Raw genomic sequence first — 21,040 nt, 5'->3', positions numbered from 1 at the left:
CTTTTAACCATTTGCCCAAACCCCACCCCTCAGTCCGCAACACCCTCTTCTTTAAGGCTCAGCCGAAACGTATCCCGAGCAGTCTTCCCCACATACTTCGTCAACGCATAATTCGCCGTGCCCCCCACTACAACCCCAATCCCAAATGGAATCACTTTAGCGGCAGCCTTCTGGGTGAACGTAATCCCGATCTTCTTGAACAAATCCTTGATCACTTGCAAAACCGGACCCGTGAGGTACTTCTTGACCATCCGCACCCCGGCTTTGCTGGCGATTCGGGTCGTTCCCGTAGTCCCCATCTGCTCCAGCGAACCGTAGAGGGCGATGATGTACGACATGTGCTTGGCGTCCTCATTGGACATCTTCCCGTTGATCGCCACCGCCAGGCACATCGTCATATCAATCTGAAGCTTCATGCACACCGAAATGTCCGCCAGCCCGCCGCCCACAGCACTCACCGCGGTTCCGATACCCGGGATAACACCCGGCAGTGCAGTGGCAGCACCAGAGGTGGCGGCCAATTTTGAGTAGCGGCTGATAATCTTGTCGACCACCGCGTCCTCGATTTTCTGCTCCGAGGCAGACGGCGAGGCCTTGCGCGCCTGCGCCTGGTACTGGGCGACCAGCTCCCGCGCATCTTGGGGACTAATGGCGATGGCTTCCACCATCTTCATCAACGACGAGCTGCTTTCTACTACTTCAGTGGTCATGCCGGATTCCGTTCATAAAATGGTTTGCCAACTGCCCGCAAAAGCGAAGCATGGGTATCAAGGCGGTCAACATGGCGCCTGGCGCAGGGTCTCACACGATCCGATACTGGCTTCGCCTCTAAAGGTCCGTGCCCCGCGCAGGGCTGCAGTAGCCCTTAGAGCTCAAGAAGCCGCAGGCTGACGAGGCATAATGCCATCATTTGATTGTAAGTCTCCACCGGGCCAGGTGAAATCGGCTTTGAACCGTTCCGTAGGCATTCAGCACTGCACCTGCCCAAGCCGCGGCTTATTCAAAAGCCTCACTTAACGGCCTTGTGTCACAGCCATGTCCTGCAAAATGACCACCTTGCGCTGCAACTGCGCAACATGCTCTCGCTCCGCCCGCAACGCTGACCGTAGCTCGCGGTTCTCCATCTCCCAAATTTGCAACCAACGCAAATCCCGCTGGCAGTGCTCCACCTTCTTGCCAAGCTCCCCCAGCTTCAACCCTTGCTGGATCAGCACCAGCAGGATGATCCCCATTGCCACCAAGGCCCCCGTCGCAACCACTTCCGGCATCGTCATGTTCATGTCCTTTGATGCCTCCGATGCATTCCGAAGGCGAGCCAAAGGTATGTAATGAAAAACTACACGTCTAGAATGTAGACTTATACAGGTAAAGTAATCGCGCACATGGAGAGGGTATGAAACGCAAGCAATCCATCGAGCAGGTACGCTGGGACCTGGCACTTCGCTATCGCTTGATCGAGACCGTTGCCTGGTGGGAAGGCCGGCTGACCACGGGGCACCTGATGCAGAGCTTTGGCATCAGCCGTCAGCAGGCGTCGAAGGACATCAACACCTACATCACCGAACATGCGCCCGAAAACTTGACGTATGACAAGCAGATCAAGGGCTATGTACCGAGCGAGCAGTTCGAGCCACGGTTCATCGACAACAGCGCAAGCGCCTATCTGCACCTGCTGTACCAGAACAATGAGCGCGCCCCGCACATCGACGGGCTGGCACTGGCCTATGCACACACCCGGGTGCTGGAAGTACCCGATCGCCCAATCCGGCCAGAGGTGCTGCGCCCCTTGCTCAAAGCCTGCCGTGAAGGCCTGCGCCTGGAAACCGAATACGTGTCCTTCAACACCCCCAACGTCGAGGTACGCCTGATCGCCCCGCACACGCTGGTGTACACCGGCATGCGCTGGCACGTGCGGGCTTATTGCGAAAAGAACAGCCAGTACCGCGACTTCGTGCTGAGCCGCTTGCGCGGGCAGCCGGACTTGCTCGACGCATCGCCGAACACGCGTGAGCAGGATGAAGACTGGAATGTGGAAGTGCCCGTCATCTTCGAACCTGATGGGCGGTTGAACGCGGCGCAGAAGGCAATCATCGAAACCGACTTCGGCATGACGGATGGGCAATTGGTGGTACCCAGCCGCAGGGCGTTGGTGAAGTATGTGTTGCAGCGGTATCAGATCGACCACCGCAACATGGCGATACTGCCCGAGGCCCAGCAACTGGTGGTGAGCAACCTCCAGGAACTGCAGCCGTGGTTGATGAAGTACTGACACTTAGCTCTTCGCAGTGTCAACCGAGATAAGCAGCGGGGCTGCGCCAACCTGCTCGGCAAGCTGGCTCCGATCATTATTCTGCTGATGCTGGATGATCCGGAACCAGGCATTACACGCTAGCCCCTGAAAGCCTTGCCCGGGACGAACCTTGGGAGCTGGCCTTCCCGCAAAGAACGCGACGCGTTGGTTGCCACCGGCTATGCCGGTGTTCGCGGGCACGCCCGCTCCCACAGTGATCGCGCAAACTTTCAGACTTTGAGCAAGGCAATTGCCCCCTCAGATTTGGCACACCTGTGGGGGCAAACTTACTCGCGAACACCGCCGAAACCTGTGCCCCCTACCCGCCTTACCAGCTATAACTCACCTTCGCCGTCACCTCACGCCCCGGGTTGTAGTAATTCGCCGTCCCCGACCCCACCACATGCTGCTCATCGAACAGGTTGCTCACATTCAGCGCCAGGTCGGTCCCTTTGGCGATCTTGTAGTTCAGCGCCGCATCAAACAACGTGGTCCCATCGCTCTTCTTGGTATTGGCAGCATCCATGTAGTACGCCCCCACATACCGCGCGCCCAGGCCGACGCTCACGTCAGTGCCAGGTATGTCGTAGTAGCTCCACAGCGATGCGGTGTGTTTGGGCGCCGTGGTGAACTCGTTGCCCTTCAAGGAAGAGCCGTCATACAGCGACCCGCGCAGCACCTCGGACTCCATGTAGGAGTAAGCACCAATCACGCTGATGTCTTGCGTGACTTGTGCCTTGGCTTCCAGGTCAAGGCCACGCACGCGTGACTCGCCCACCGTCTGCTGCTCGATGATGCCGCTTGGCAACACCACGGCAATGGTGACGTTCTCTTGGGTCAGGTCGTAAACAGCGGCAGAAAAGAGTGCGTCCATGCCCATGGGCGAATACTTGATGCCCACTTCGTATTGCTTGCCGGTCTGCGGGGTAACGCCTACTTGCGGGGGCGAGACGGACTCCACCATGCTCACGTAGGTCGACACTTCATCGTTGACGATATAGGTCAGTGCCGCGCGGTAGGAGGTTTCGGAGAAGTTGTCCTTTTCCGTCTGCTCGCGACCGATGTATTCCTTGCTCGACAGGTCCATCGAGTCGTTACGCACACCTGCGGTCGCGATGACGCGGTCAAAGAACGACAGGTTCTGCTGCAGGAAAACCGCCTTGGTGGTGGCGTCATTCTTTTTGCGGGTATAGGGCGTGATGCCGCCAGGCACGCCGGTGAATACCGGGTTGGCGATGTCGATGGAGGGCGCCAGGCCGTAGACCGAGCTCTGTTTGGTCGTCGAGTCGAGGTACTCGACGCCCACCAGCGTGCTGCTGTCGATGTGCTCGAACTGCGCATCGTACTGCAGCATCAAGTTGCCATTGAGCTGGTCGGCATCGCTGTCGGTGCCGAAGACGTAGCGTGGAATGGTGGTGCCAACACGCGAGGCGTTGTCGCTCAGGTAGACATAGCCGAAGTCATCGCTCAGCTCGCTGTAGCGCAGGTTGCTGCGCAGGGTGAAGCCGTTGTCGAAGTCGTGGGTAATGTTGCCGCTCAGGCTGGTGCGCTCGACATCGTGGAAGTTGTAGCCGGGCTCGCCGTAGAAGTCGCTGCGGTCGTATTCCTTGTCCAGCGGGTAGCCACCGCTGTTCGGCGAGCTGTTGGTCTTCAGGTAATCCAGCACCACCGTGGCCGAGGTGAAGTCGGTCGGCGCCCAGGTCAGGCCGCCCATCACGAAGCGGTTATCGTCCTGCGAATGGTCGTACTCGCGGTCGCTGTTCTGCATCTTGGCCGTGAAGCGGCCGGCCAGGGTTTGTTCGTCGTTCAGTGCATCGCCTACATCGATCCCGGTTTCGGCATGGTCATAGGAGCCGTAGGTCACGTAGCCTTGGCCAAACTTCTCGAAGCGCGGTTGCTTGGTCACGAAGTTGACCGAGCCACCCGGGTCTGCCGGGCCGAACAGGGTGGAGTTGGCACCCCGCAGAATTTCGATACGCTCGTAGGCGTAAGGGTCTTCGCGCACACCGCGCATCGAGCTGAGGGTCAGGCCGTCTCGGTAGGTGGTGGCCTGGAAGCCGCGGATCAGGAAGTAGTCGTTGCGATCGTCCGAACCGTAGTAGTCGCTGACCACGCCAGGGGTGTACTGCAGCGCCTCTTCGGTGGTGCTGACGCTGCGCTGCTGCATTTCCTTGTTGGTCACCACAGACACGGACGCGGGCGTGTTGAGGATGCTGGTCGCTACCTTGCCGCCAACCCACAGCTCCTTGGCAACCACCGAGTTGGCGTCATCGTCGGCACTGGCCTTGACCTTGGCATTGATGATGACTGGCGCCAGGCGGTAGTCCTCGGTCGCGCCCAGTTCCAGCGGGCCGGTAGGCTTAGGCTGCGGTATTACCAGGTACGCATTGGGGCCCTGCGGCTCAAACTGCAACTCGGTTCCGCGCAGCAGCGACGACAGCGCCGACTGTGTATCCAGCGCGCCCTGCACCCCGTTGGTATTGCGGTTGGCCACGTTCTGCGCATCGAACGAAAGGCTGATACCCGCCTCGCGCGCAAAGCGGTCCAGTGCCGGCGCCAGCGGGCCCGCGGGAATGCTCCATTGCTTGAGCGGGCTGTTGTGATCAGCGCTCAAAGGCTGTGCAAGCGACGGCAGTGCGTAGGTGCTGACTGCCAGGCCCAACAGTGCAGCATGCAGGGCACGACTCAAGGGGTGGCGCTGTGGAACCGGGGTAAAACTCATTCTCTCGCTCCGTGTCGGGGGTCGGCGGGCTGGCCTGTAATCCGGCCTTCTCTATATGCCGAACGAGAATGAGAAAACACCTCATTTATTTTTACACTAGGCATCTTGCGCGAACCACCCGCCTACCCCGATACGAAACCGCGTGGTGGATGGCCTTGCGTTGACCCAATCGTTGCAGGGAATGGACGGCACACGGGCTGCGAAGCGAGCGTACCCTGATCGACCTGCTTGACCTCAGGGCGCATGGCGTTGTTGGCCATTTCGCCAAGTCGTCCCGCAACGCCCAGCGCTACGAGAGGCAGCAATACCCCGCCCAGGTGTGCGCGGCCGGGGTCTGTATGCCTGTCGAGGCCTTGGCTGCTGGCGCCACGAGCCCCCCAACCGCCTCCGACAGCCCCGCCAGCGAAACAGCCAGCACCCTGGCCCCTGAGGCTGATCAATTACATCTGGCGCAATCCCTGTAGCGGCCTTGTGTCGCGCATGTCATTCATGGCGCCGGGGCAGATTCGTCACCATCCTGTTCGGGAGCAACCGACTGCAGCATGTCCATGATGAACCGCTGCGTTTCCGGCAGCTGCTTGCCGAACACCTCATCCAGTTCAGGGGCGACCTGGATTTCGCCTGCACGCAAATCCCTTGCAACCTGGTCCTGGTAACGCTTCACAAAGCGTTGCCGGATGTCCCGCGCTTCGGGGTTATCGCCGTGAACCAGTTCTTCCAGTAGCCCTTGCACCGCCCGCATGAACACCAGGCTGCGCTTGTATTGCAGCTGCCTCAGCCTGGACTGCTCGAGCGCAGCTGCATAATGCATGTCCATCACCTCGAGCCTTGCCTTGAGCAACTCATTACTGCTCTGCAAGGCTGCAAATGCTTCGGACTCGCTAGCCGTCGGTTTAGCCTCAGCGCGCTTGGCCGCGCCGGCGACCTGGGACAATTGCTGGTACATCAGGTCGATGATGGTTTTCTGGCGCTGCACAACAGCCCGAAGCTGCACCGCCTCCTCGAAGTACTGCCTCACGTACCCCCTGAGCGGCTCCAGTTTCTGGTTGGCACATACCACCCCTGCGTCCCAGCCTTGCGCATAGCCTTGAGAGCGCCCCTCGTCGAAGCCCTCTTTACGACCTTGCTGGCGCCCCTGACTGCGCCCGACATGCAGGTTGGAGATTGCATGATCGAGCGACCCGGTATATCCACCATCCAGGCCGCCGCCCGCTCTACCCGTACCCCAGTTATTGTCCATTTCGCCATCTCCCTGGTTCGACGCGTCCCTAAAACATGCGCCGCTAGATTCTGGTCAATGCCAAACCCGATACTGTCGACGGGGTTCAACGCATGATCTTTACCTCGCTCCCAGCTGCTTGCTGGGCCTCGGCCTGAGGCAAGGCAAAGTTGCCCAGCCGAGTGCCACGCAGTAACGCCACGCAAACCTGTATGCGCTGAAGGGCGTCACGCCATGAGCTTCAGGACACTGGCTGCAAGTTTCTGAAAACGGTCAAGGACGCCCTGGGTATCCCTGCCCGTTTACGCCAGGTCATCGCCGCCGCCCCCAAGCTACGCATGCAGGTGCATAACACCGCTCGTCATCGCCTCATCACGCATGGTGCGCTGGCAGGTGTGGTCGCAGCGTATCGGTTTCGACCAGGGCAGCGAGCGCAACGGTGAGGTCAGGGGCGGGCGTGGTAGTGACGGCCACTACGAGGGTGAACATCGGCAGATCATCAGCCCTGATTCAACTTCAGAATATGCGTCTTTATGGCCTGCCCGGCGGCATCGACAAGGCTCATATAGAACGCCTTGCCCAGGCCGAGCAACGGTGACCCCTTCAATGATTCAGCCGTTGCCTTCAGCGTGATGACGCCGAACTGCTCTGCGATGGTCTCAATACTGCGCTGGCGCTTCCCAGGCTGGTCGTACGGCTTTTGATACCACGTGGCAATCTGGTACTGGGCGTCCTCTCTTTCGAATGCCGCGTACAAGTGCTGGGCCAGCGCAGTAACCGTTTCACGAATCAGCCCAGGGTCGGTATCGTGATTATTCAGCAATGCCTCGAAAGGGGCATTGGCTACCGCCAGAAGATCTCCGATGGTGTAGCCCGCCATCGGTGGAAACACACCAGGCGGCAACTCGACGGCTGCGCCATTCGCTATAGTTGAACTGCCTTCGTCGTGCATAAAAAGCTCCTTTCTCTTAGCGCAAAGCGCTCTTGTATCCGTGCAAAGCATCCCTGCACGAGAGTGACGAAACGGTGAAGCGCACCACATACTGCATAAAGTCACCAGGCGCAATATTGGTCGGGCGCGCGCCTCTGTCGACAGCCGAACGGTGGGTAAGTACGGCATCACAACTCTCCACGGCGGCCAGCACGGGCAGGATGAGTTTACACGTGGTCATGCCAGTTTCCTTACTTGAAAAGTCTGCTGGAGCACACCAGAAGAACCGCCCCATGTCTTGCTGCTGAACCTTCGTCTGGCCCAGAAAAACAAAGGGCACCCATCCTCGGGTGCCCTTTGCCTTACAGCCAGGTGAACTGAATCACCCCATCGATCGCGCTGCCACCGGTTGCGCATGGCCCCTCGACGTCACGATCCCCAGGAAGGAAATCACGATCGCCAGGCCCAATGTCGAGCTCACTTCCGCCCGATGCTCAGGCGTGTACATCATCACCGCCAGCGCCCCGGCAATGAAAATGATCACCGCCCAGGTCAGGTATGGGAACAGCCACATGCGGAACTTCAGTTCGGTGTTCTCGCGCTCCAGACGGCGGCGCATGCGCAGCTGCGAGATGGCGATAACCATGTACACCAACAGGGCGATGGCGCCGGAGCTGGCCAGCAGGAACTCGAACACGCCCTTCGGCGCGAAGTAGTTGAGGACCGCGATGGCCGCACCGATCAGGGTGCTGCCGAACACTGCAGCACGCGGTACACCGACCTTGGAGGTCTTGTTGAGGAAGGCCGGGGCGTCACCGCGCTTGGCCAGCGAAAACATCATCCGCGAAGCGATGTAGATGGACGAGTTCATGCAGCTGGTAACGGCTACCAGCACCACCAGGTCGACCATGAACGCGGCGTTGGGGATGTTCATGATTTCCAGCGCACGCTGGTACGAACCCACCACCGCCAGCTGCGGGTCGTTCCACGGCACCACCGAAATGATCACGAAGATCGACAGGATGTAGAAGGTGCTGATACGCCAGATCACCGAGCGGGTGGCCTTGGCGATGTTGCGCGACGGGTCGCTGGACTCGGACGCGGCAATGGTCACTGCCTCGGTGCCGATGAAGCTGAACATCACAGTGATGAACGCGCCGACCACCGCCGACCAGCCCTTCGGTGCAAAACCGCCGTATTCGGCCATCAGCCCGCTCAGCCCACTGACCTCGCGGTTGGGCAGCCAGCCCATCAGCGCGGCAAAGCCCAGGCCGATGAAGCCCAGGATGGCGGTGACCTTGAGGATGGCAAACCAGAACTCGAACTCGCCGTACTTGGCCACGCTGAACAGGTTGGTACCGGCCAGCAGCAACACCGAAGCCAGGGCGAAGATCCAGCTGTCCACCTGCGGGAACCAGGCGTTCAGCACATGCCCAGCGGCCAATGCTTCGATAGGAATCACCAGCACCCAGAACCACCAGTACAACCAGCCGATGGTATAGCCGGCCCAGCGGCCAATGGCCTGGTCGGCATAGGTGGAAAACGATCCGGTGTCGGGGTGCGCCACGGCCATTTCGCCGAGCATGCGCATGACCAGTACCACCAAGGTCCCGGCCACGAAATAGGAAATTATGGTTGCTGGCCCGGCTGCCGCGATGGCGTGGCCAGAGCCGACGAAAAGTCCGGCGCCGATGATGCCGGCGATGGACAGCATCGTTACATGACGTGGCTTGAAACCTTGTGCAAGGTTGCCATCAGATCCCACGGTGTTCATTGATGTTGTTCTCTTTTTGCTGACACAAGGAAGGACGGGCAGGCGTAGGCGAAAATATCTCCTTTGAAATCAATAAGTCGACACGTTGTTCGCGCGCTGTTGTTGATATTTGGCACGCGTCACAGAGCAAGGTGTCAGTGCGGTTCGGGGTTCATTTAAGCCCCGCAGGGCTGTGGCTAATTACACGAGAACGCCCCGGAACTGTTCGATCACGACAGGGCATTTCCAATAGCGCCAGATGTCGCGAATGGCATGCCCGATCGCGCCACCGGGCCATTTGGTGCTTTTGTTTTTCATTTGGATGTGTTGCCGGTGCCGATATCTTCGCCGCACGCCGACGCTCGATGAACCCGCTTCTGCAAGCCGCCAACAAAAAAGCCCCGGTTTCCCGGGGCCTCTGTTGCCAAGGCGTCTGCCTACGCCTGCCCGGTACGCTCGAAGCGCCTGGCCAGCAACAGGTAAGCGAGGATCCCCAGCACGCCATGGGCGGCCACGAACCAGAGTGCGTTGTGAAACGAGCCGGTGCTGGCAACCACGTAACCAATCACCAGCGGGGTGACGATGCCGGCAATGTTGCCGATGCCATTGAACACGCCACCGCACAGGCCGACCATCTTCTTCGGCGCCACGTCCGACAGCACCGCCCAGCCCACCGCAGCCAGGCCCTTGCCGAAGAACGCCAGGGTCATCAGGGCTATGACCGCCGCGTTGCCATCCACATAGTTGGCCAGCACCAGGCTGGTGGACAGCCCCATGCCGATGATGAACGGGGTCTTGCGCGCCCTGGACGGGTGCACGCCACGGCGGATCAGCCAGTCGGATACGAAGCCACCCAGAATACCGCCAGTGAAACCACAGATTGCCGGCAGTGCGGCCACCCAGCCGGCCTCCATGATGGTCATGCCACGGCCCTTGATCAGGTAGATCGGGAACCAGGTGATGAAGAAGTAAGTCAGCGCAGTGATGCAGTACTGGCCAAGGTACACCGCCCACAGGTTGCGGCTGGTGAACAGTTGCGCAAGCTCTGCCCGGGTCGGCTTGCTCTTGGCAGCCTTGCGTTCCTTTTCCAGGTCGACCAGGGCGCCACCTTCGCGCATGTATTCCAGCTCTTCACGGCTCAACCCAGGTGCGCTGTGGGGCTCATGGTACAAGCGGAACCAGAACAGGCTCAGCAGCAAGCCCAGAAGCCCCATCCAGATGAACACCTGCTCCCAGCTCATTGCATGGGTCATCCATGCCATCAAGGGGGCGAACACCACCACCGCCATGTACTGCGCCGAATTGAACAGTGCCGATGCAGTGCCACGCTCCTGGGTCGGGAACCAACAGCTGACGATGCGCGAGTTGGCCGGGAAGGCCGGCGACTCCACCAGCCCAAGCATGAAGCGCATTGAAAACAGTGCCACCGCCGCCGAGACGCCGGCCAGCCCCATCCAGCCCACAGTGCCTTGCAGCAAGGTAAACAGCGACCAGAGGATCAGGCTGATACCGTACACGCGGCGGGCACCGAAGCGGTCGAGCAGCCAGCCCCCCGGCACTTGGCCGAGGGCGTAGGCCCAGGCGAAGGCAGAAAAGATCATGCCCAGCATGACCGGATCGAGCCCCAGGTCCTTGAGCACCTCGGTGCCGGTGATCGACAAGGTGGCGCGGTCGGCGTAGTTGATGACGGTAATGACGAAGATCAGCGCCAGCACCAGGAAGCGATGGCGACCGATCCCGGCCACGGCCTGCGGTGCGGCAACGGCGGATTTGCTGTTCATGTGGACCCTCTTGCTTCTCGATGGAAGCGATTGTTCTTGTACGCAGAAGGGGTGGCCGCAAGGGCCTTGTAGTACCTGTACCCGCGAAAGGGGGCTAACTGTCGATCACCCGATTCGGTGGCACTTCACCTCGGAAACAGGCCTGAAGGTTGTCCAGCACCATGCGCCCCATCTCCAGTCGGGTCTGCAGCGTCGCGCTGCCCCGGTGCGGTTGCAGGCTGACCTGGTTCAGGTCCAGCAATGCCGGCGGCACCTGTGGTTCATCGACAAATACATCCAGCCCTGCCCCGGCGATACGCTGCTCGCGCAACGCTTCCACCAGCGCGTCTTCATCGACCAACTTGCCACGTGCCACATTGACCAGGTAACCCTGAGGCCCCAGCGCCTCCAGCACCTCGGCCGTCACCAGCACTTGCCCGCCGTCAGCAGAAGCGGCCACGACCAGGACATCCACCGAGCGCGCCAACTCAACCAGATCCGGCTCATAGCGATAGCCCGTTTCTGGCTGCTCGCGCCGGCCGTTGTAGGCGATGCTCATGTCGAAGGCGGCGGCACGGCGAGCGATGGCCTTGCCCACCTGGCCAAGGCCGACGATGCCCAGCGCGCAGCCACTGACCCTGCGCGCCAGCGGCAGGTCGACCCTGCCCCACAAGCCATCGCGCACCAGCCGCTCCCCCTCGCCCAGGCGACGCAGGCTGCTGATGATCAACCCCATGGCCAGGTCGGCAACGTCGGCCGTCAACACCCCCGGGGTGGTGGTGACATGGATGCCGCGGCTGGCCGCATGGCGCAGATCCACCGCATCGGTACCGATGCCACTGATGGCGATGATCTCAAGGGCAGGCAACTGGTCCATCAGCGCGGTAGACAGGCCTTTGGCACCGCCGGTGACCACGCCGCGGATGCGCGGTGCGGCTTCGTCCAGCAGCTGTTGCGGGTTGTGCTGCTGGTACAACCGATGCACGTGGTAGGCGCTGACCAGTTGGGCATCGATCGCCTCGGGTACGGGCTGGGTCAGCAGCACTTCAATCGGGGTGTGAGTCATCGCGGGCTTCCGGCATTGAGAAGACATGAGTCGATGCTAGGCCTGCATTTGATACAGGTCTAATATAGATGCTGGATTGAATAATTCAGGATTTGAATCGTGGAATTGCACCAGCTGCGTTGCTTCGTGGCCGTGGCCGAAGAGCTGCATTTCGGTCGCGCTGCCACCCGCCTGCACATGACCCAGCCACCCCTTAGCCGCCAGATCCAGCTGCTGGAGCATGCCTTGGGTGTGCTGCTGCTCGAGCGCAACAACCGTCAGGCGCGGCTCACCCTGGCGGGCGCGAGCTTCCTCGAGGATGCCCGGCGCATTTTGCAGATTGCCGAATCAGCCAGCCACTCCGCGCGGCGCATCGCCCACGGCGAAGCAGGCCGCCTGACCCTGGGTTTCACCGCCGTTGGGGCGTACAGCATGGTCCCCCGTTTGCTGGTGCACGCCGGGCAGACGCTGCCGGACATCGAGCTGGTGCTCAGCGAGCGCGTCTCCAGCACCCAGGTGCATGACCTGGAAGCAGGGCTGATCGATGTCGGGCTGGTGCGCCAGGTACTGCCCAGCGCGCGCGTGGAGTACTTGCCAATCCACCGCGAGCCCTTCGTCGCCGCCCTGCCCGCCGGGCACGCGCTGGCGAACCACGAACGGCTGACGCCCAGCGACTTCGACCAGCAGCCGTTCGTGATGTACAGCGCCAACGAAGGGCGGTATTTCCATGACCGTATTGCCAACCTGTTTGCGCGGCACGAAGTGCAGCCGCGCTACCTGCACCAGTTGGGTCAGACTCATTCGATTCTGGGCCTGGTCAATGTGGGACTGGGCTGTGCCGTGGTGCCGGCCTCTGCCCAGGCACTGCGCCTGGAGCAGGTGGTATTCCGGCCGTTGGAGGGGATGGAGCAACAGGCAGAAATCTTCCTGGCGTTCTGCCGGGACAACCCCAACCCGGTGCTGGGGTCTTTCGTTGCAATGGCGCGGGCCTTTTTTGAAGCCGCTTGAGGGCCTGCCACCCCCACAGGCCCCACACCAGCCTGAAGCCAGGTGCAATACCTGTGGGAGTGACTTTAGCCGCGAACACCGGCGGAGCCGGTGCCATGCACTGTGTTGGATGCTTCGCGGGCAAGCCCGCTCCCACAGGGATTGCACCTGGCTTCAGGCTGGTGTGGGGCCTGTGGAAACAACTAGCTTGCTCAATTTCTAGAATCTTGCGCAATTCCGGTGGGAGCGGCCAGCCGCCTTACCGTACCAGGCAAGGTCGTTTGTTATCGAAGCTCCAACCCGAGATCAGGAACTGCATCGCCACGCTGTCATCGCGCGCGCCCAGCCCCATCTTGCGGTAGCACTCATGGGCCTTGGCCAGCTGGTCTTCGTCCAGTTCCACGCCCAGGCCCGGCCGCGCCGGTACCCGCACATGCCCATCGACAATGCGCAGCGGATCACGCGTCAGCCGCTGGCCATCCTGCCAGATCCAGTGCGTATCGATCGCAGTGATATCCCCCGGCGCAGCAGCCGCCACCTGGGTGAACATCGCCAGCGAAATGTCGAAGTGGTTGTTCGAGTGCGACCCCCACGTCAGGCCCCAGTCGTTACACATCTGCGCCACCCGCACCGAGCCCTGCAAGGTCCAGAAGTGCGGGTCGGCCAGCGGGATGTCCACCGATTGCAACTGGATCGCATGCCCCATCTGCCGCCAGTCGGTGGCAATCATGTTGGTGGCGGTGGGCAGCCCGGTGGCCCGGCGAAACTCGGCCATCACCTCACGGCCCGAGTAACCGTTCTCGGCACCGCAGGGGTCTTCGGCGTAGGCCAGTACATCGTGCTTGTCACGGCACAGGGCGATGGCTTCCTTGAGTGACCACGCGCCATTGGGGTCGAGCGTGATGCGCGCTTCGGGGAAGCGTTCGGCCAGGGCGGTTACCGCTTCCATTTCTTCCTCACCCCGCAGTACGCCGCCCTTGAGCTTGAAATCGCTGAAGCCATAGCGCTGCTTCGCCGCTTCGGCCAGGCGCACGACCGCCTCAGGGGTCAGGGCCTTTTCGTGGCGCACGCGAAACCAATCGTCATCGCTATCGGCTTCGTGACGGTAAGCCAGGTCGGTCTGCTGGCGGTCGCCGATGTAGAACAGATAACCGAGCATCTTCACCGCATCGCGTTGCTGGCCCTCGCCCAGCAGCGCCGCCATCGGCACATTCAGGTGCTGGCCGAGCAGGTCGAGCAACGCCGACTCGATGGCCGTCACCGCATGCACGGTGATGCGCAGGTCGAAGGTCTGCAGGCCGCGGCCCGCCGAGTCGCGGTTGGCGAAGGTCTGGCGCATGGCATTGAGCACACGCTGGTAATGGCCGATCGGCTGGCCGACCACCAGGCTGCGGGCGTCCTCCAGGGTCTGGCGAATCTTCTCGCCGCCGGGCACTTCACCCAGGCCGGTGTTGCCGGCGCTGTCGCGCAGCACCACCACGTTGCGGGTGAAGTACGGGCCATGGGCGCCACTGAGGTTGAGCAGCATGCTGTCATGGCCGGCCACGGGGACCACGCGCAGGTCGGTGACCACCGGGGTGCTGGCATGTACGGGGGGATTGGTCTGCATATTCATGGTTGTTGTCTCGCAGTCATCAGTGGGTCTGGCCCAGGGCCGAAGGGGCCTTGAGGTCATCGGAAGGGGCGCCCTTGGGGCGAGTGCGTACGAAGAAGATGGCAATCGCCGCCAGCACCGAGGTCACCGCCAGGCCGTACAGCCCGCCCTGGATCGAGCCAGTCTGCTGCTCCAGCAAGCCGAAGGTGGTGGGGGCAACAAAACCGCCGAGGTTGCCGACCGAGTTGATCAGGGCAATCACCGCCGCAGCGATGCGGGCGTCCAGGTAGCCTTGGGGGATTGGCCAGAACAGTGACGACGCTGACTTGAAGCCGATCGCGGCGAAGCACACGGCGACGAAGGCGAACACCGGCCCACCCGTGGTGGACATGAACATGCCCGTGGCAGCGACCAGCAGGGCGCCGGCCACCCAGGCCTGCTGGAACTTCCAGCGCGCGGAACCGGCGGCGAAGGCGTACATGGCCAGGATCGAGATCAGCCAAGGGATCGAGTTGAAGAAACCGACCTGCATGTCACTGAGGTCGCCCATGCGCTTGATGATGCTGGGCAGCCAGAAGGTGGCGGCATAGATGGTCAGCTGGATGCAGAAGTAGATCAGGCAGAACAGCACGATCTGGCGGTCCTTGAGCAGGCTCCAGGCCGACGGCCTGACCGCGCCGATGGCCTCACGCGCTTGCTGCTCGCGGTCGATGGTGGCGACCAGCGCGTCCTGCTCGGCCTTGCTCAGCCACTTGGCGTCCTGCGGCTTGGAGTCGAGCCAGAAGAACACAAAGAAGCACAGCACCACCGAGGCCATGCCTTCAATGAACAGCATCCACTGCCAACCATGCAGGCCCAGGCCCTGGATCTGCATCAACGCCCCGGCCAGCGGCCCGGAAATCAACGAAGCCAGCGCCGAGCCACTGAGGAAGATGGCAATGGCCTTGCCGCGCTCTGCCGCCGGCAGCCAGCGGGTGAAGTAGTAGATCACGCCAGGAAAGAAGCCTGCTTCGGCCACTCCGAGCAGAAAACGCAACACGTAGAACTGGGTTTCGTTCTGCACGAAGGCCATGGCCGTGGCCACCAGCCCCCAGGTGAACATGATACGGGTCAGCCACAGCCGGGCACCGACCTTTTGCAGCAGCATGTTCGAAGGGACTTCGAACAGCGCGTAACCGATGAAGAACAGCCCGGCACCAAAGCCAAAGGCCGCAGCGCTGATGCCCAGGTCGCTTTCCAGGTGCGGGCGGACGAAGCCAATGTTGACGCGGTCGAGGTAGTTGACGATGAACATGATGACGAACAGCGGCAGGACGTGGCGCTTGACCTTGGCCACGGCACTGGCCAACGCGTCGCCTTCATGCCGGGCAGACGGAGCGAGGGTGTCGTTCACTTGCGGATCTCCCACTAATTGTTTTTGTGCGGGTCGGGTTGTCTGACATGGCAGTGGGGAGGAGCTTATTCGCAGCGAGGTTGTACGACAAGATCATTAACGTCGGCAAAATAGCAAAATACAAGCTGTCACAATGCCAATTTGATCCTAACGTGCAAAAACAGATCAACTACATGCTGAATTGGATGCGCGAAAAATCGGCAAAAAATATTTCTATCGATTAACTTGTCGTACAAGCCAATCAAGAAGCGGATCACACATGGAACCCGAACACGCGCGCAAACGCGGCCACAGCCGTGCCCATGACCTGGTTTCCAGCCTGACCCAGCAGATTTTGCTGGGCACCTTCAAACCAGGCGACAAACTGCCTTCGGAAAACACCTTGGTGCGCGAGCACGGGGTCAGCCGCACAGTGGTTCGCGAAGCCTTGTCGAAGCTGCAGGCCTCGGGGTTGGTGGAGCCGCGCCACGGGATCGGTACGTTCGTGATGGAGCGCCAGGCCCAGGCCGGCCTGCGCGTTGCGGCGGAGAGCGCGGCGAATGTGCGCGATCTGCTGGAGCTGCGTATTGGCCTTGAGGGCCAGGCTGCCGCGCTGGCCGCACTGCGTCGTGACGAAGGGCAACTGGCGCGCATGCGCCAGGCGCTGGATGACTATCAGGACCTGGCCGCTGCCGGCGACAGCTGCATCGAAGCCGACCGGCGCTTTCACCTGCTGATTGCCGAGGCCACCGGCAATCTGTATTTCACCGAGATGCTGCTGCAACTGGGTAACGGCCTGATACCGCGCAACCGCATGGCCCTGGCCGAGCGCGCGGGGGCCAAGCTGGCGCGGCAAGCGTACCTGGCCAACCTGGAGCATGAGGCGATCCTCAATGCCATCCGCCGACAAGACCCGGATGCCGCTCGGGCGGCAGTGTGCCTGCACCTGTCCAACAGCCGAGACCGGCTACTGCCGGACTGACTGTCAGGCAGTGCAAGGCCTCGGGCTTGATGCTACGAACAGAGTGGCGTGCAGGGTGGCCGTTACAGCCAGCTACCCTGCCCTCACTTCACCAGGTCAGGCAGATCTTGCCGAAATGCCGGTTGCTCTCCTGGTAACGGAACGCCTCGACGATCTGTTCCAGCTCGAAATGCTTGTCCACCACCGGCCGCAGGCCGTTGGCGTCGACCGCCCGCACCATCGCCTGCTGCTGCGCTCGGCTGCCAACCAGCACCCCTTGCAGCCGAATCTGCCGCACCAGCGCCTGCACCAGCGGCAACTGCCCGGCCACCCCGGTAAGGATGCCGATCAGCGAAACATGCCCGCCAATGCGCGCAGCAATCATCGACTGCTCCAGCGTCGCCGGGCCGCCCACTTCAATCACATGATCGACACCACGGTTGCCAGTCAGCTCGCGCACCTTCTCACCCCAGGCCGGGGTGCTCTTGTAGTTGATCAGGTGGTCGGCACCCAGGGCCTTCAGGCGCTCCAGCTTGGCATCGCTGGAGGAGGTGGCGATCACGGTCGCGCCCGCCAGCTTGGCGAACTGCAGGGCGAAAATCGACACACCGCCGGTACCCTGCACCAGCACCGTGTCGCCGGGCTTGAGGTGATCATCGCTCATCAGCGCCCGCCAGGCGGTAAGGCCGGCGGTGGTCAGGGTGGCAGCCTCGGCATGGCTGAAACCCTGGGGTGCCAGGGTGAAGGCGGTGGCGCGGGCAGTCACCTGTTCACGGGCGTAGCCATCGATGCCGTCGCCGGGCACCCGGGCAAAGCCCTCGACATTGGCCTGGCCATCGAGCCAGTCGGGGAAGAAGGTGCTGACCACATTGTCGCCGACCTGGAACTCAGTGACGCCAGCCCCCACCGCAACCACCTCGCCGGCGCCATCGGCCATGGGGATGCGCCGCTCGCTCGGGCCCCACATGCCGCTGACCACGGCGAAATCGTGGTAGTTGAGGGAACTGGCGTGCAGGCGCACGGTAATCTCGCCGGCCTGGGGGGCCTGGGCCTCGCAGGTGCCGACCTCGACCTTGTCGTAGCCGCCGCCGGGTTGTACGTAGATGGCCTTGCTGCTCATGGGTGGGTCTCCGTATCAGAGCAAAGAATGGGGTTCAGCATAGACAGATCCGGCCCTTTCGCGGGCACGCCCACCCCCACAGAGGCACCACAGGCCCCGAGACGTGCGCAATACCTGTGGGAGCGGGCATGCCCGCGAAGAGGCCCGCATGGCCAACACACGCATCAGCCCAGCATCACCTTCAACGCTCGGCAATCCGCCGCATGCCAATCCACCAGTTCCGGCCAGGGATTGTCCGGCAGGTTCACCAGCACCGTGCGCGCCCCCGCCGCCCGCCCACAGTCCAGGTCAAAGCGGTAATCCCCCACCATCACCAGTTCGCTCGGCGTCACGCCCCAGGCGCTGGCAATCTTCAGCAGCCCATCCGGGCTCGGCTTCGGCGCAGCCTCGTCACGCCCGAGAATGTGTTCCACCGGGAAGCAGTCCGCCAGGCCGATGGCCTCCAGCGTTACATGCGCCAGCTCACGCGCATTGCGGGTCAGAATACCCAGCCGGCACCCGCGCCCGGCCAACTCGCGCACCAGCTCCACCGCCCCGGTGGCCGCCGTGGAGGCCGTTGCCAGGTCCCTTTCGTGCTCCAGCAACCAGGCATGCTTGGCCGCCGCTTCCTCTGCCGGCAAGGCCGCCAGGTGGGTGAGGATGTCGTGTTCGGCCGGGATGTCCAGCGCCACCCGAATGGCGGCGAAGTCGTGCACGGCCACGGTCAGGGTGCCGTCCATGTCGAACACCCAGTTGCGCACCTCGCCCAGGCTCATGCCCAGTCCTTGCGATGGCGAATCAGGCCTTCCTGGCTCGACGATGCCACCAGTTGCCCGGCCTGGTTGAAAATGCTGCCGCGGCAGAAGCCACGGGAGTTACCGGCCCAGGGGCTATCGGTGGCGTACAGGAGCCACTCGTCGGCGCGCAGGTTGCCGTGAAACCACAGCGAATGGTCGAGGCTGGCGATCTGCATGTCGCGCTGCCACACCGATTTGCCATGGGGCAGCAACGCCGTGGTCAGCAGGCCGAAGTCCGAGGCGTAGGCCAGCATGTACTTGTGCAGGGCAGGCACGTCCGGCAGGTTGCCGTCGGCGCGGAACCAGGCGTACTTCACCGGTTCGCCCGGCTTGGGGTTGAACGGGTCGCGCTCGGTGACCGGGCGGATCTCGATCGGCTTGGCACACAGCACCTTGTCGCGAATGCGCTCGGGCAACTGGTCGGCCATGGCACGGGCCAGTTCGACTTCGGTAGGCAGGTTTTCCGGGCCGACCACGTCAGGCATCTGCGCCTGGTGCTCGAAGCCTTCCTCGTCGTACTGGAACGATGCACTGCAGGTGAAGATGGTCTGGCCCTTCTGGATCGCCGTCACCCGCCGTGTACTGAAGCTGCCGCCATCGCGCACGCGGTCTACCGAGTAAACCACTGGAAGGCTGGCATCGCCCGGGCGCAGGAAGTAGCCGTGCAACGAATGCACATGGCGCGCGTCCTCCACTGTCTGGCTGGCAGCCGACAACGACTGGCCCAGCACTTGGCCACCGTAAAGCTGGCGGAAGCCCAGGTCCTGGCTACGTCCACGGAACAGGTTCTCCTCGATGGATTCGAGGCTCAACAGGTCGACCAGGTCGTCCAACACATGACTCATCGGCGGTTCTCCGTAGGAGCGAGCCTAGCTCGCGATGCGCCGCCCGAGCGGCGCTCGATTTCACAGGCGCTGAACGTGTTACGGGCAAGCGCCTTCCAAGTAGGCAAATGATACAGCGTTTGTCATTCGCGCCGGGCATGGCTGTGCATTCAGGCGCGCAGGGTGCGCTCCCAATGCGCGCGATCGATCCGGTACAGCACATGCGGGCGCAGCGGGTGGCCGATGGGCAGCCGGGGGTGCTCGAAGCTGCCGTGCAGGTCCTGCTGCATGCCGATGGCTTGCATCACCTTTTGCGACGGCAGGTTGCATTCGCTGGTGAACGACACGACCTCCTCCAGGCGCAATTGGGCAAAAGCACAACGCAGGCAGGTCCACGCCGCCTCGCTGGCAAAGCCCAGGCCCCAGTGACGACGTGCCAGGCGCCAGCCGATCTCCACCGCCGGGGCAAAAGGCGCGTCGAAGTTGACATTGAGCAACCCGGTCATGCCGATGAACGCGCCACTGTCCTTGCGCTCCAGGGCCCACAAACCAAAACCGTACTCATTGAAATGCCCACGCACGCGGCCGATCAACGCAGCCGCCTCAACGCGCGTCAGCGGCGCCGGAAAGTAGCGCATCACCTGTGGGTCGGCGCACAGTGCGGCGAACTCGCGCAAGTCATCGTCATGCCATTGGCGCAGCACCAGCCGTGCGCTTTCCAGTTCGAGGATGGGGGTCATCGGGCCTGCTCCGGTTTACCGCCTTGCAGTTTACAGCGTAGGCGCGGGCGCGGGTTTCACCCAGCCGGCAGCCGCCAAATGCAATTTTCACACGCCCTTCACCGGCCCCCGACAGGCCGCTTGGCAGGATGCCGCCATCCACCACCGCGCCAGCCGCGGCACTGCCAACGGAGCAACGCATGCTATCGAGCAACACCCTGGGGCACCCCGCCATTCATGCCCGGCGCAAGCGACGCCTGACTCGCAAAGCCGTCGGAGCCGCCTTGGGCCTGTGCATGGTTGTGGCGGCGTTGACCACCTGGCTGGCGACGAGGACGCATATCGTGGACCTTGGCAACGAGCAACAACTGAGTGACAGCGGCCTGCTGCAGGACTGGGCCGACGGTGCGGTGATCGTGATGATCCGCCACGCCGAACGCTGCGACAGCGCCCCCGGCCCCTGCCTGGACGACTCCACGGGGATCACCCTGAGCGGCAGCCAGGCCGCTGCCCGCGTGGGCCAAGGGCTGCACCAGCTGGGCCTGAACAAAGCCGACCTGCTCAGCAGCCCGAAACTGCGCACCCGGCAAACCGCGCACTTCATACTGGGTCAGGCGGTGGCCAGCGAGGACTGGCTCGAAAGCTGCGACAGCCAGTTCGCCAACGAAGCGCTTGCACACAAACGCGCGGGCCACAACCTGGTGCTGGTGACTCACAACGGCTGCATCGACCACTTTGCCCGCCAGCAGCACGTTGCCGGCGGCGAACGTCAAAGCAACTATGCCAGCGCCCTGTTCGTATCGGTGGATGGCAATGGCAAGGCACGCATCCTGGGGCGCTTGAACGAACCGGACTGGCAACGGGTATTGGCCAGCACAGGAAAATAGCCTCTGTGGGAGCAACTGTCTTGCTCAATTTCTGAAAGCTGGCGCGATCCGTGTGGGAGCGGCCTTGCGTCGCGAAAGGG

General features: G+C 62.3%; 18 protein-coding genes. 4 read left to right on the top strand and 14 right to left on the bottom strand.

Annotated features, from left to right (window positions below; genetic code table 11):
• Positions 1 to 29: 29 nt before the first annotated feature.
• The gene (locus AC3WLP_RS25955) at positions 30 to 710 is read right to left on the bottom strand and encodes an EcsC family protein (RefSeq protein ID WP_012053772.1); all 681 of its coding nucleotides are present in this window, start codon (positions 708 to 710) and stop codon (positions 30 to 32) included.
• Positions 711 to 1,013: 303 nt separating this feature from the next.
• Positions 1,014 to 1,274, bottom strand: a complete 261-nt coding sequence (locus AC3WLP_RS25950) for a hypothetical protein (protein ID WP_017147968.1) — start codon at positions 1,272 to 1,274, stop codon at positions 1,014 to 1,016.
• Positions 1,275 to 1,393: 119 nt separating this feature from the next.
• Between AC3WLP_RS25950 and AC3WLP_RS25945 the strand changes: the two genes are divergently transcribed.
• Entirely contained in the window at positions 1,394 to 2,269 is an 876-nt protein-coding gene (locus tag AC3WLP_RS25945; protein WP_012053774.1) for a BrxR family helix-turn-helix transcriptional regulator, read from the top strand.
• A 349-nt stretch (positions 2,270 to 2,618) separates the two neighbouring features.
• Here the strand turns inward: AC3WLP_RS25945 and AC3WLP_RS25940 are convergent, their stop codons facing one another.
• From AC3WLP_RS25940 to AC3WLP_RS25915, 6 genes are all read right to left on the bottom strand, one after another.
• Complete coding sequence (locus tag AC3WLP_RS25940; RefSeq protein ID WP_017147969.1) at positions 2,619 to 5,012, bottom strand: TonB-dependent siderophore receptor; 2,394 nt, start codon at positions 5,010 to 5,012, stop codon at positions 2,619 to 2,621.
• Positions 5,013 to 5,499: 487 nt separating this feature from the next.
• Positions 5,500 to 6,252, bottom strand: coding sequence for a FliH/SctL family protein (locus tag AC3WLP_RS25935; protein WP_014754535.1), 753 nt, complete (start codon positions 6,250 to 6,252; stop codon positions 5,500 to 5,502).
• Positions 6,253 to 6,730: 478 nt separating this feature from the next.
• Complete coding sequence (locus AC3WLP_RS25930; protein ID WP_003249866.1) at positions 6,731 to 7,183, bottom strand: hypothetical protein; 453 nt, start codon at positions 7,181 to 7,183, stop codon at positions 6,731 to 6,733.
• Between the two features lie 361 nt (positions 7,184 to 7,544).
• Complete coding sequence (locus tag AC3WLP_RS25925) at positions 7,545 to 8,936, bottom strand: amino acid permease (RefSeq protein ID WP_003249863.1); 1,392 nt, start codon at positions 8,934 to 8,936, stop codon at positions 7,545 to 7,547.
• Between the two features lie 416 nt (positions 8,937 to 9,352).
• A complete protein-coding gene (locus AC3WLP_RS25920; protein WP_014754540.1) occupies positions 9,353 to 10,696 on the bottom strand; it encodes an MFS transporter in 1,344 nt (447 codons plus the stop codon).
• 94 nt (positions 10,697 to 10,790) lie between these two features.
• On the bottom strand, positions 10,791 to 11,741 hold the full coding sequence (locus tag AC3WLP_RS25915; RefSeq protein ID WP_014754541.1) for a 2-hydroxyacid dehydrogenase: 951 nt from the start codon (positions 11,739 to 11,741) through the stop codon (positions 10,791 to 10,793).
• A 99-nt stretch (positions 11,742 to 11,840) separates the two neighbouring features.
• Here AC3WLP_RS25915 and AC3WLP_RS25910 point away from each other — a divergent pair, with 99 nt between their 5' ends.
• Complete coding sequence (locus AC3WLP_RS25910; RefSeq protein ID WP_014754542.1) at positions 11,841 to 12,728, top strand: LysR family transcriptional regulator; 888 nt, start codon at positions 11,841 to 11,843, stop codon at positions 12,726 to 12,728.
• A gap of 238 nt (positions 12,729 to 12,966) precedes the next feature.
• Here AC3WLP_RS25910 and gudD read toward each other — a convergent pair whose 3' ends face one another.
• Together gudD and AC3WLP_RS25900 are read right to left on the bottom strand one after the other, a co-directional pair.
• Positions 12,967 to 14,322 carry a glucarate dehydratase gene (gudD, locus tag AC3WLP_RS25905; protein WP_088513242.1) on the bottom strand — a complete coding sequence of 452 codons (1,356 nt, stop codon included), beginning with the start codon at positions 14,320 to 14,322 and terminating at the stop codon, positions 12,967 to 12,969.
• A gap of 19 nt (positions 14,323 to 14,341) precedes the next feature.
• The gene (locus tag AC3WLP_RS25900; protein WP_088513243.1) at positions 14,342 to 15,694 is read right to left on the bottom strand and encodes an MFS transporter; all 1,353 of its coding nucleotides are present in this window, start codon (positions 15,692 to 15,694) and stop codon (positions 14,342 to 14,344) included.
• 259 nt (positions 15,695 to 15,953) lie between these two features.
• Here AC3WLP_RS25900 and AC3WLP_RS25895 point away from each other — a divergent pair, with 259 nt between their 5' ends.
• The gene (locus AC3WLP_RS25895) at positions 15,954 to 16,655 is read left to right on the top strand and encodes a FadR/GntR family transcriptional regulator (RefSeq protein WP_003249857.1); all 702 of its coding nucleotides are present in this window, start codon (positions 15,954 to 15,956) and stop codon (positions 16,653 to 16,655) included.
• A gap of 88 nt (positions 16,656 to 16,743) precedes the next feature.
• On the opposite strand, the gene AC3WLP_RS25890 is transcribed toward AC3WLP_RS25895, so the two are convergent.
• From AC3WLP_RS25890 to AC3WLP_RS25875, 4 genes are all read right to left on the bottom strand, one after another.
• A complete protein-coding gene (locus AC3WLP_RS25890) occupies positions 16,744 to 17,754 on the bottom strand; it encodes a zinc-dependent alcohol dehydrogenase family protein (RefSeq protein ID WP_088513245.1) in 1,011 nt (336 codons plus the stop codon).
• Between the two features lie 164 nt (positions 17,755 to 17,918).
• Positions 17,919 to 18,509, bottom strand: a complete 591-nt coding sequence (locus AC3WLP_RS25885; RefSeq protein ID WP_003249853.1) for an HAD family hydrolase — start codon at positions 18,507 to 18,509, stop codon at positions 17,919 to 17,921.
• Complete coding sequence (gene tesB / locus AC3WLP_RS25880) at positions 18,506 to 19,375, bottom strand: acyl-CoA thioesterase II (protein WP_088513246.1); 870 nt, start codon at positions 19,373 to 19,375, stop codon at positions 18,506 to 18,508. The genes AC3WLP_RS25885 and tesB overlap by 4 nt, the downstream gene beginning before the upstream one ends.
• 149 nt (positions 19,376 to 19,524) lie before the next feature.
• A complete protein-coding gene (locus tag AC3WLP_RS25875) occupies positions 19,525 to 20,094 on the bottom strand; it encodes a GNAT family N-acetyltransferase (RefSeq protein ID WP_003249850.1) in 570 nt (189 codons plus the stop codon).
• Positions 20,095 to 20,273: 179 nt separating this feature from the next.
• On the opposite strand from AC3WLP_RS25875, the gene pmrG reads away from it, so the two are divergent.
• Positions 20,274 to 20,960, top strand: coding sequence for a lipopolysaccharide core heptose(II)-phosphate phosphatase PmrG (gene pmrG / locus AC3WLP_RS25870; protein ID WP_088513247.1), 687 nt, complete (start codon positions 20,274 to 20,276; stop codon positions 20,958 to 20,960).
• Positions 20,961 to 21,040 lie beyond the last annotated feature (80 nt).

It is taken from the genome of Pseudomonas sp. FW305-E2, assembly GCF_058782925.1.
The sequence above is the reverse complement of the archived record's forward strand: the minus strand, read 5'-3'. Positions and strand labels throughout refer to the sequence as shown.

Coding starts and splice junctions, on each gene's coding strand:
- AC3WLP_RS25955 (WP_012053772.1), bottom strand. CDS start 710: ATGACCACTGAAGTAGTAGAAAGCAGCTCGTCGTTGATGAAGATGGTG.
- AC3WLP_RS25950 (WP_017147968.1), bottom strand. CDS start 1,274: ATGACGATGCCGGAAGTGGTTGCGACGGGGGCCTTGGTGGCAATGGGG.
- AC3WLP_RS25945 (WP_012053774.1), top strand. CDS start 1,394: ATGAAACGCAAGCAATCCATCGAGCAGGTACGCTGGGACCTGGCACTT.
- AC3WLP_RS25940 (WP_017147969.1), bottom strand. CDS start 5,012: ATGAGTTTTACCCCGGTTCCACAGCGCCACCCCTTGAGTCGTGCCCTG.
- AC3WLP_RS25935 (WP_014754535.1), bottom strand. CDS start 6,252: ATGGACAATAACTGGGGTACGGGTAGAGCGGGCGGCGGCCTGGATGGT.
- AC3WLP_RS25930 (WP_003249866.1), bottom strand. CDS start 7,183: ATGCACGACGAAGGCAGTTCAACTATAGCGAATGGCGCAGCCGTCGAG.
- AC3WLP_RS25925 (WP_003249863.1), bottom strand. CDS start 8,936: ATGAACACCGTGGGATCTGATGGCAACCTTGCACAAGGTTTCAAGCCA.
- AC3WLP_RS25920 (WP_014754540.1), bottom strand. CDS start 10,696: ATGAACAGCAAATCCGCCGTTGCCGCACCGCAGGCCGTGGCCGGGATC.
- AC3WLP_RS25915 (WP_014754541.1), bottom strand. CDS start 11,741: ATGACTCACACCCCGATTGAAGTGCTGCTGACCCAGCCCGTACCCGAG.
- gudD (WP_088513242.1), bottom strand. CDS start 14,322: ATGAATATGCAGACCAATCCCCCCGTACATGCCAGCACCCCGGTGGTC.
- AC3WLP_RS25895 (WP_003249857.1), top strand. CDS start 15,954: ATGGAACCCGAACACGCGCGCAAACGCGGCCACAGCCGTGCCCATGAC.
- AC3WLP_RS25890 (WP_088513245.1), bottom strand. CDS start 17,754: ATGAGCAGCAAGGCCATCTACGTACAACCCGGCGGCGGCTACGACAAG.
- AC3WLP_RS25885 (WP_003249853.1), bottom strand. CDS start 18,509: ATGAGCCTGGGCGAGGTGCGCAACTGGGTGTTCGACATGGACGGCACC.
- tesB (WP_088513246.1), bottom strand. CDS start 19,375: ATGAGTCATGTGTTGGACGACCTGGTCGACCTGTTGAGCCTCGAATCC.
- AC3WLP_RS25875 (WP_003249850.1), bottom strand. CDS start 20,094: ATGACCCCCATCCTCGAACTGGAAAGCGCACGGCTGGTGCTGCGCCAA.
- pmrG (WP_088513247.1), top strand. CDS start 20,274: ATGCTATCGAGCAACACCCTGGGGCACCCCGCCATTCATGCCCGGCGC.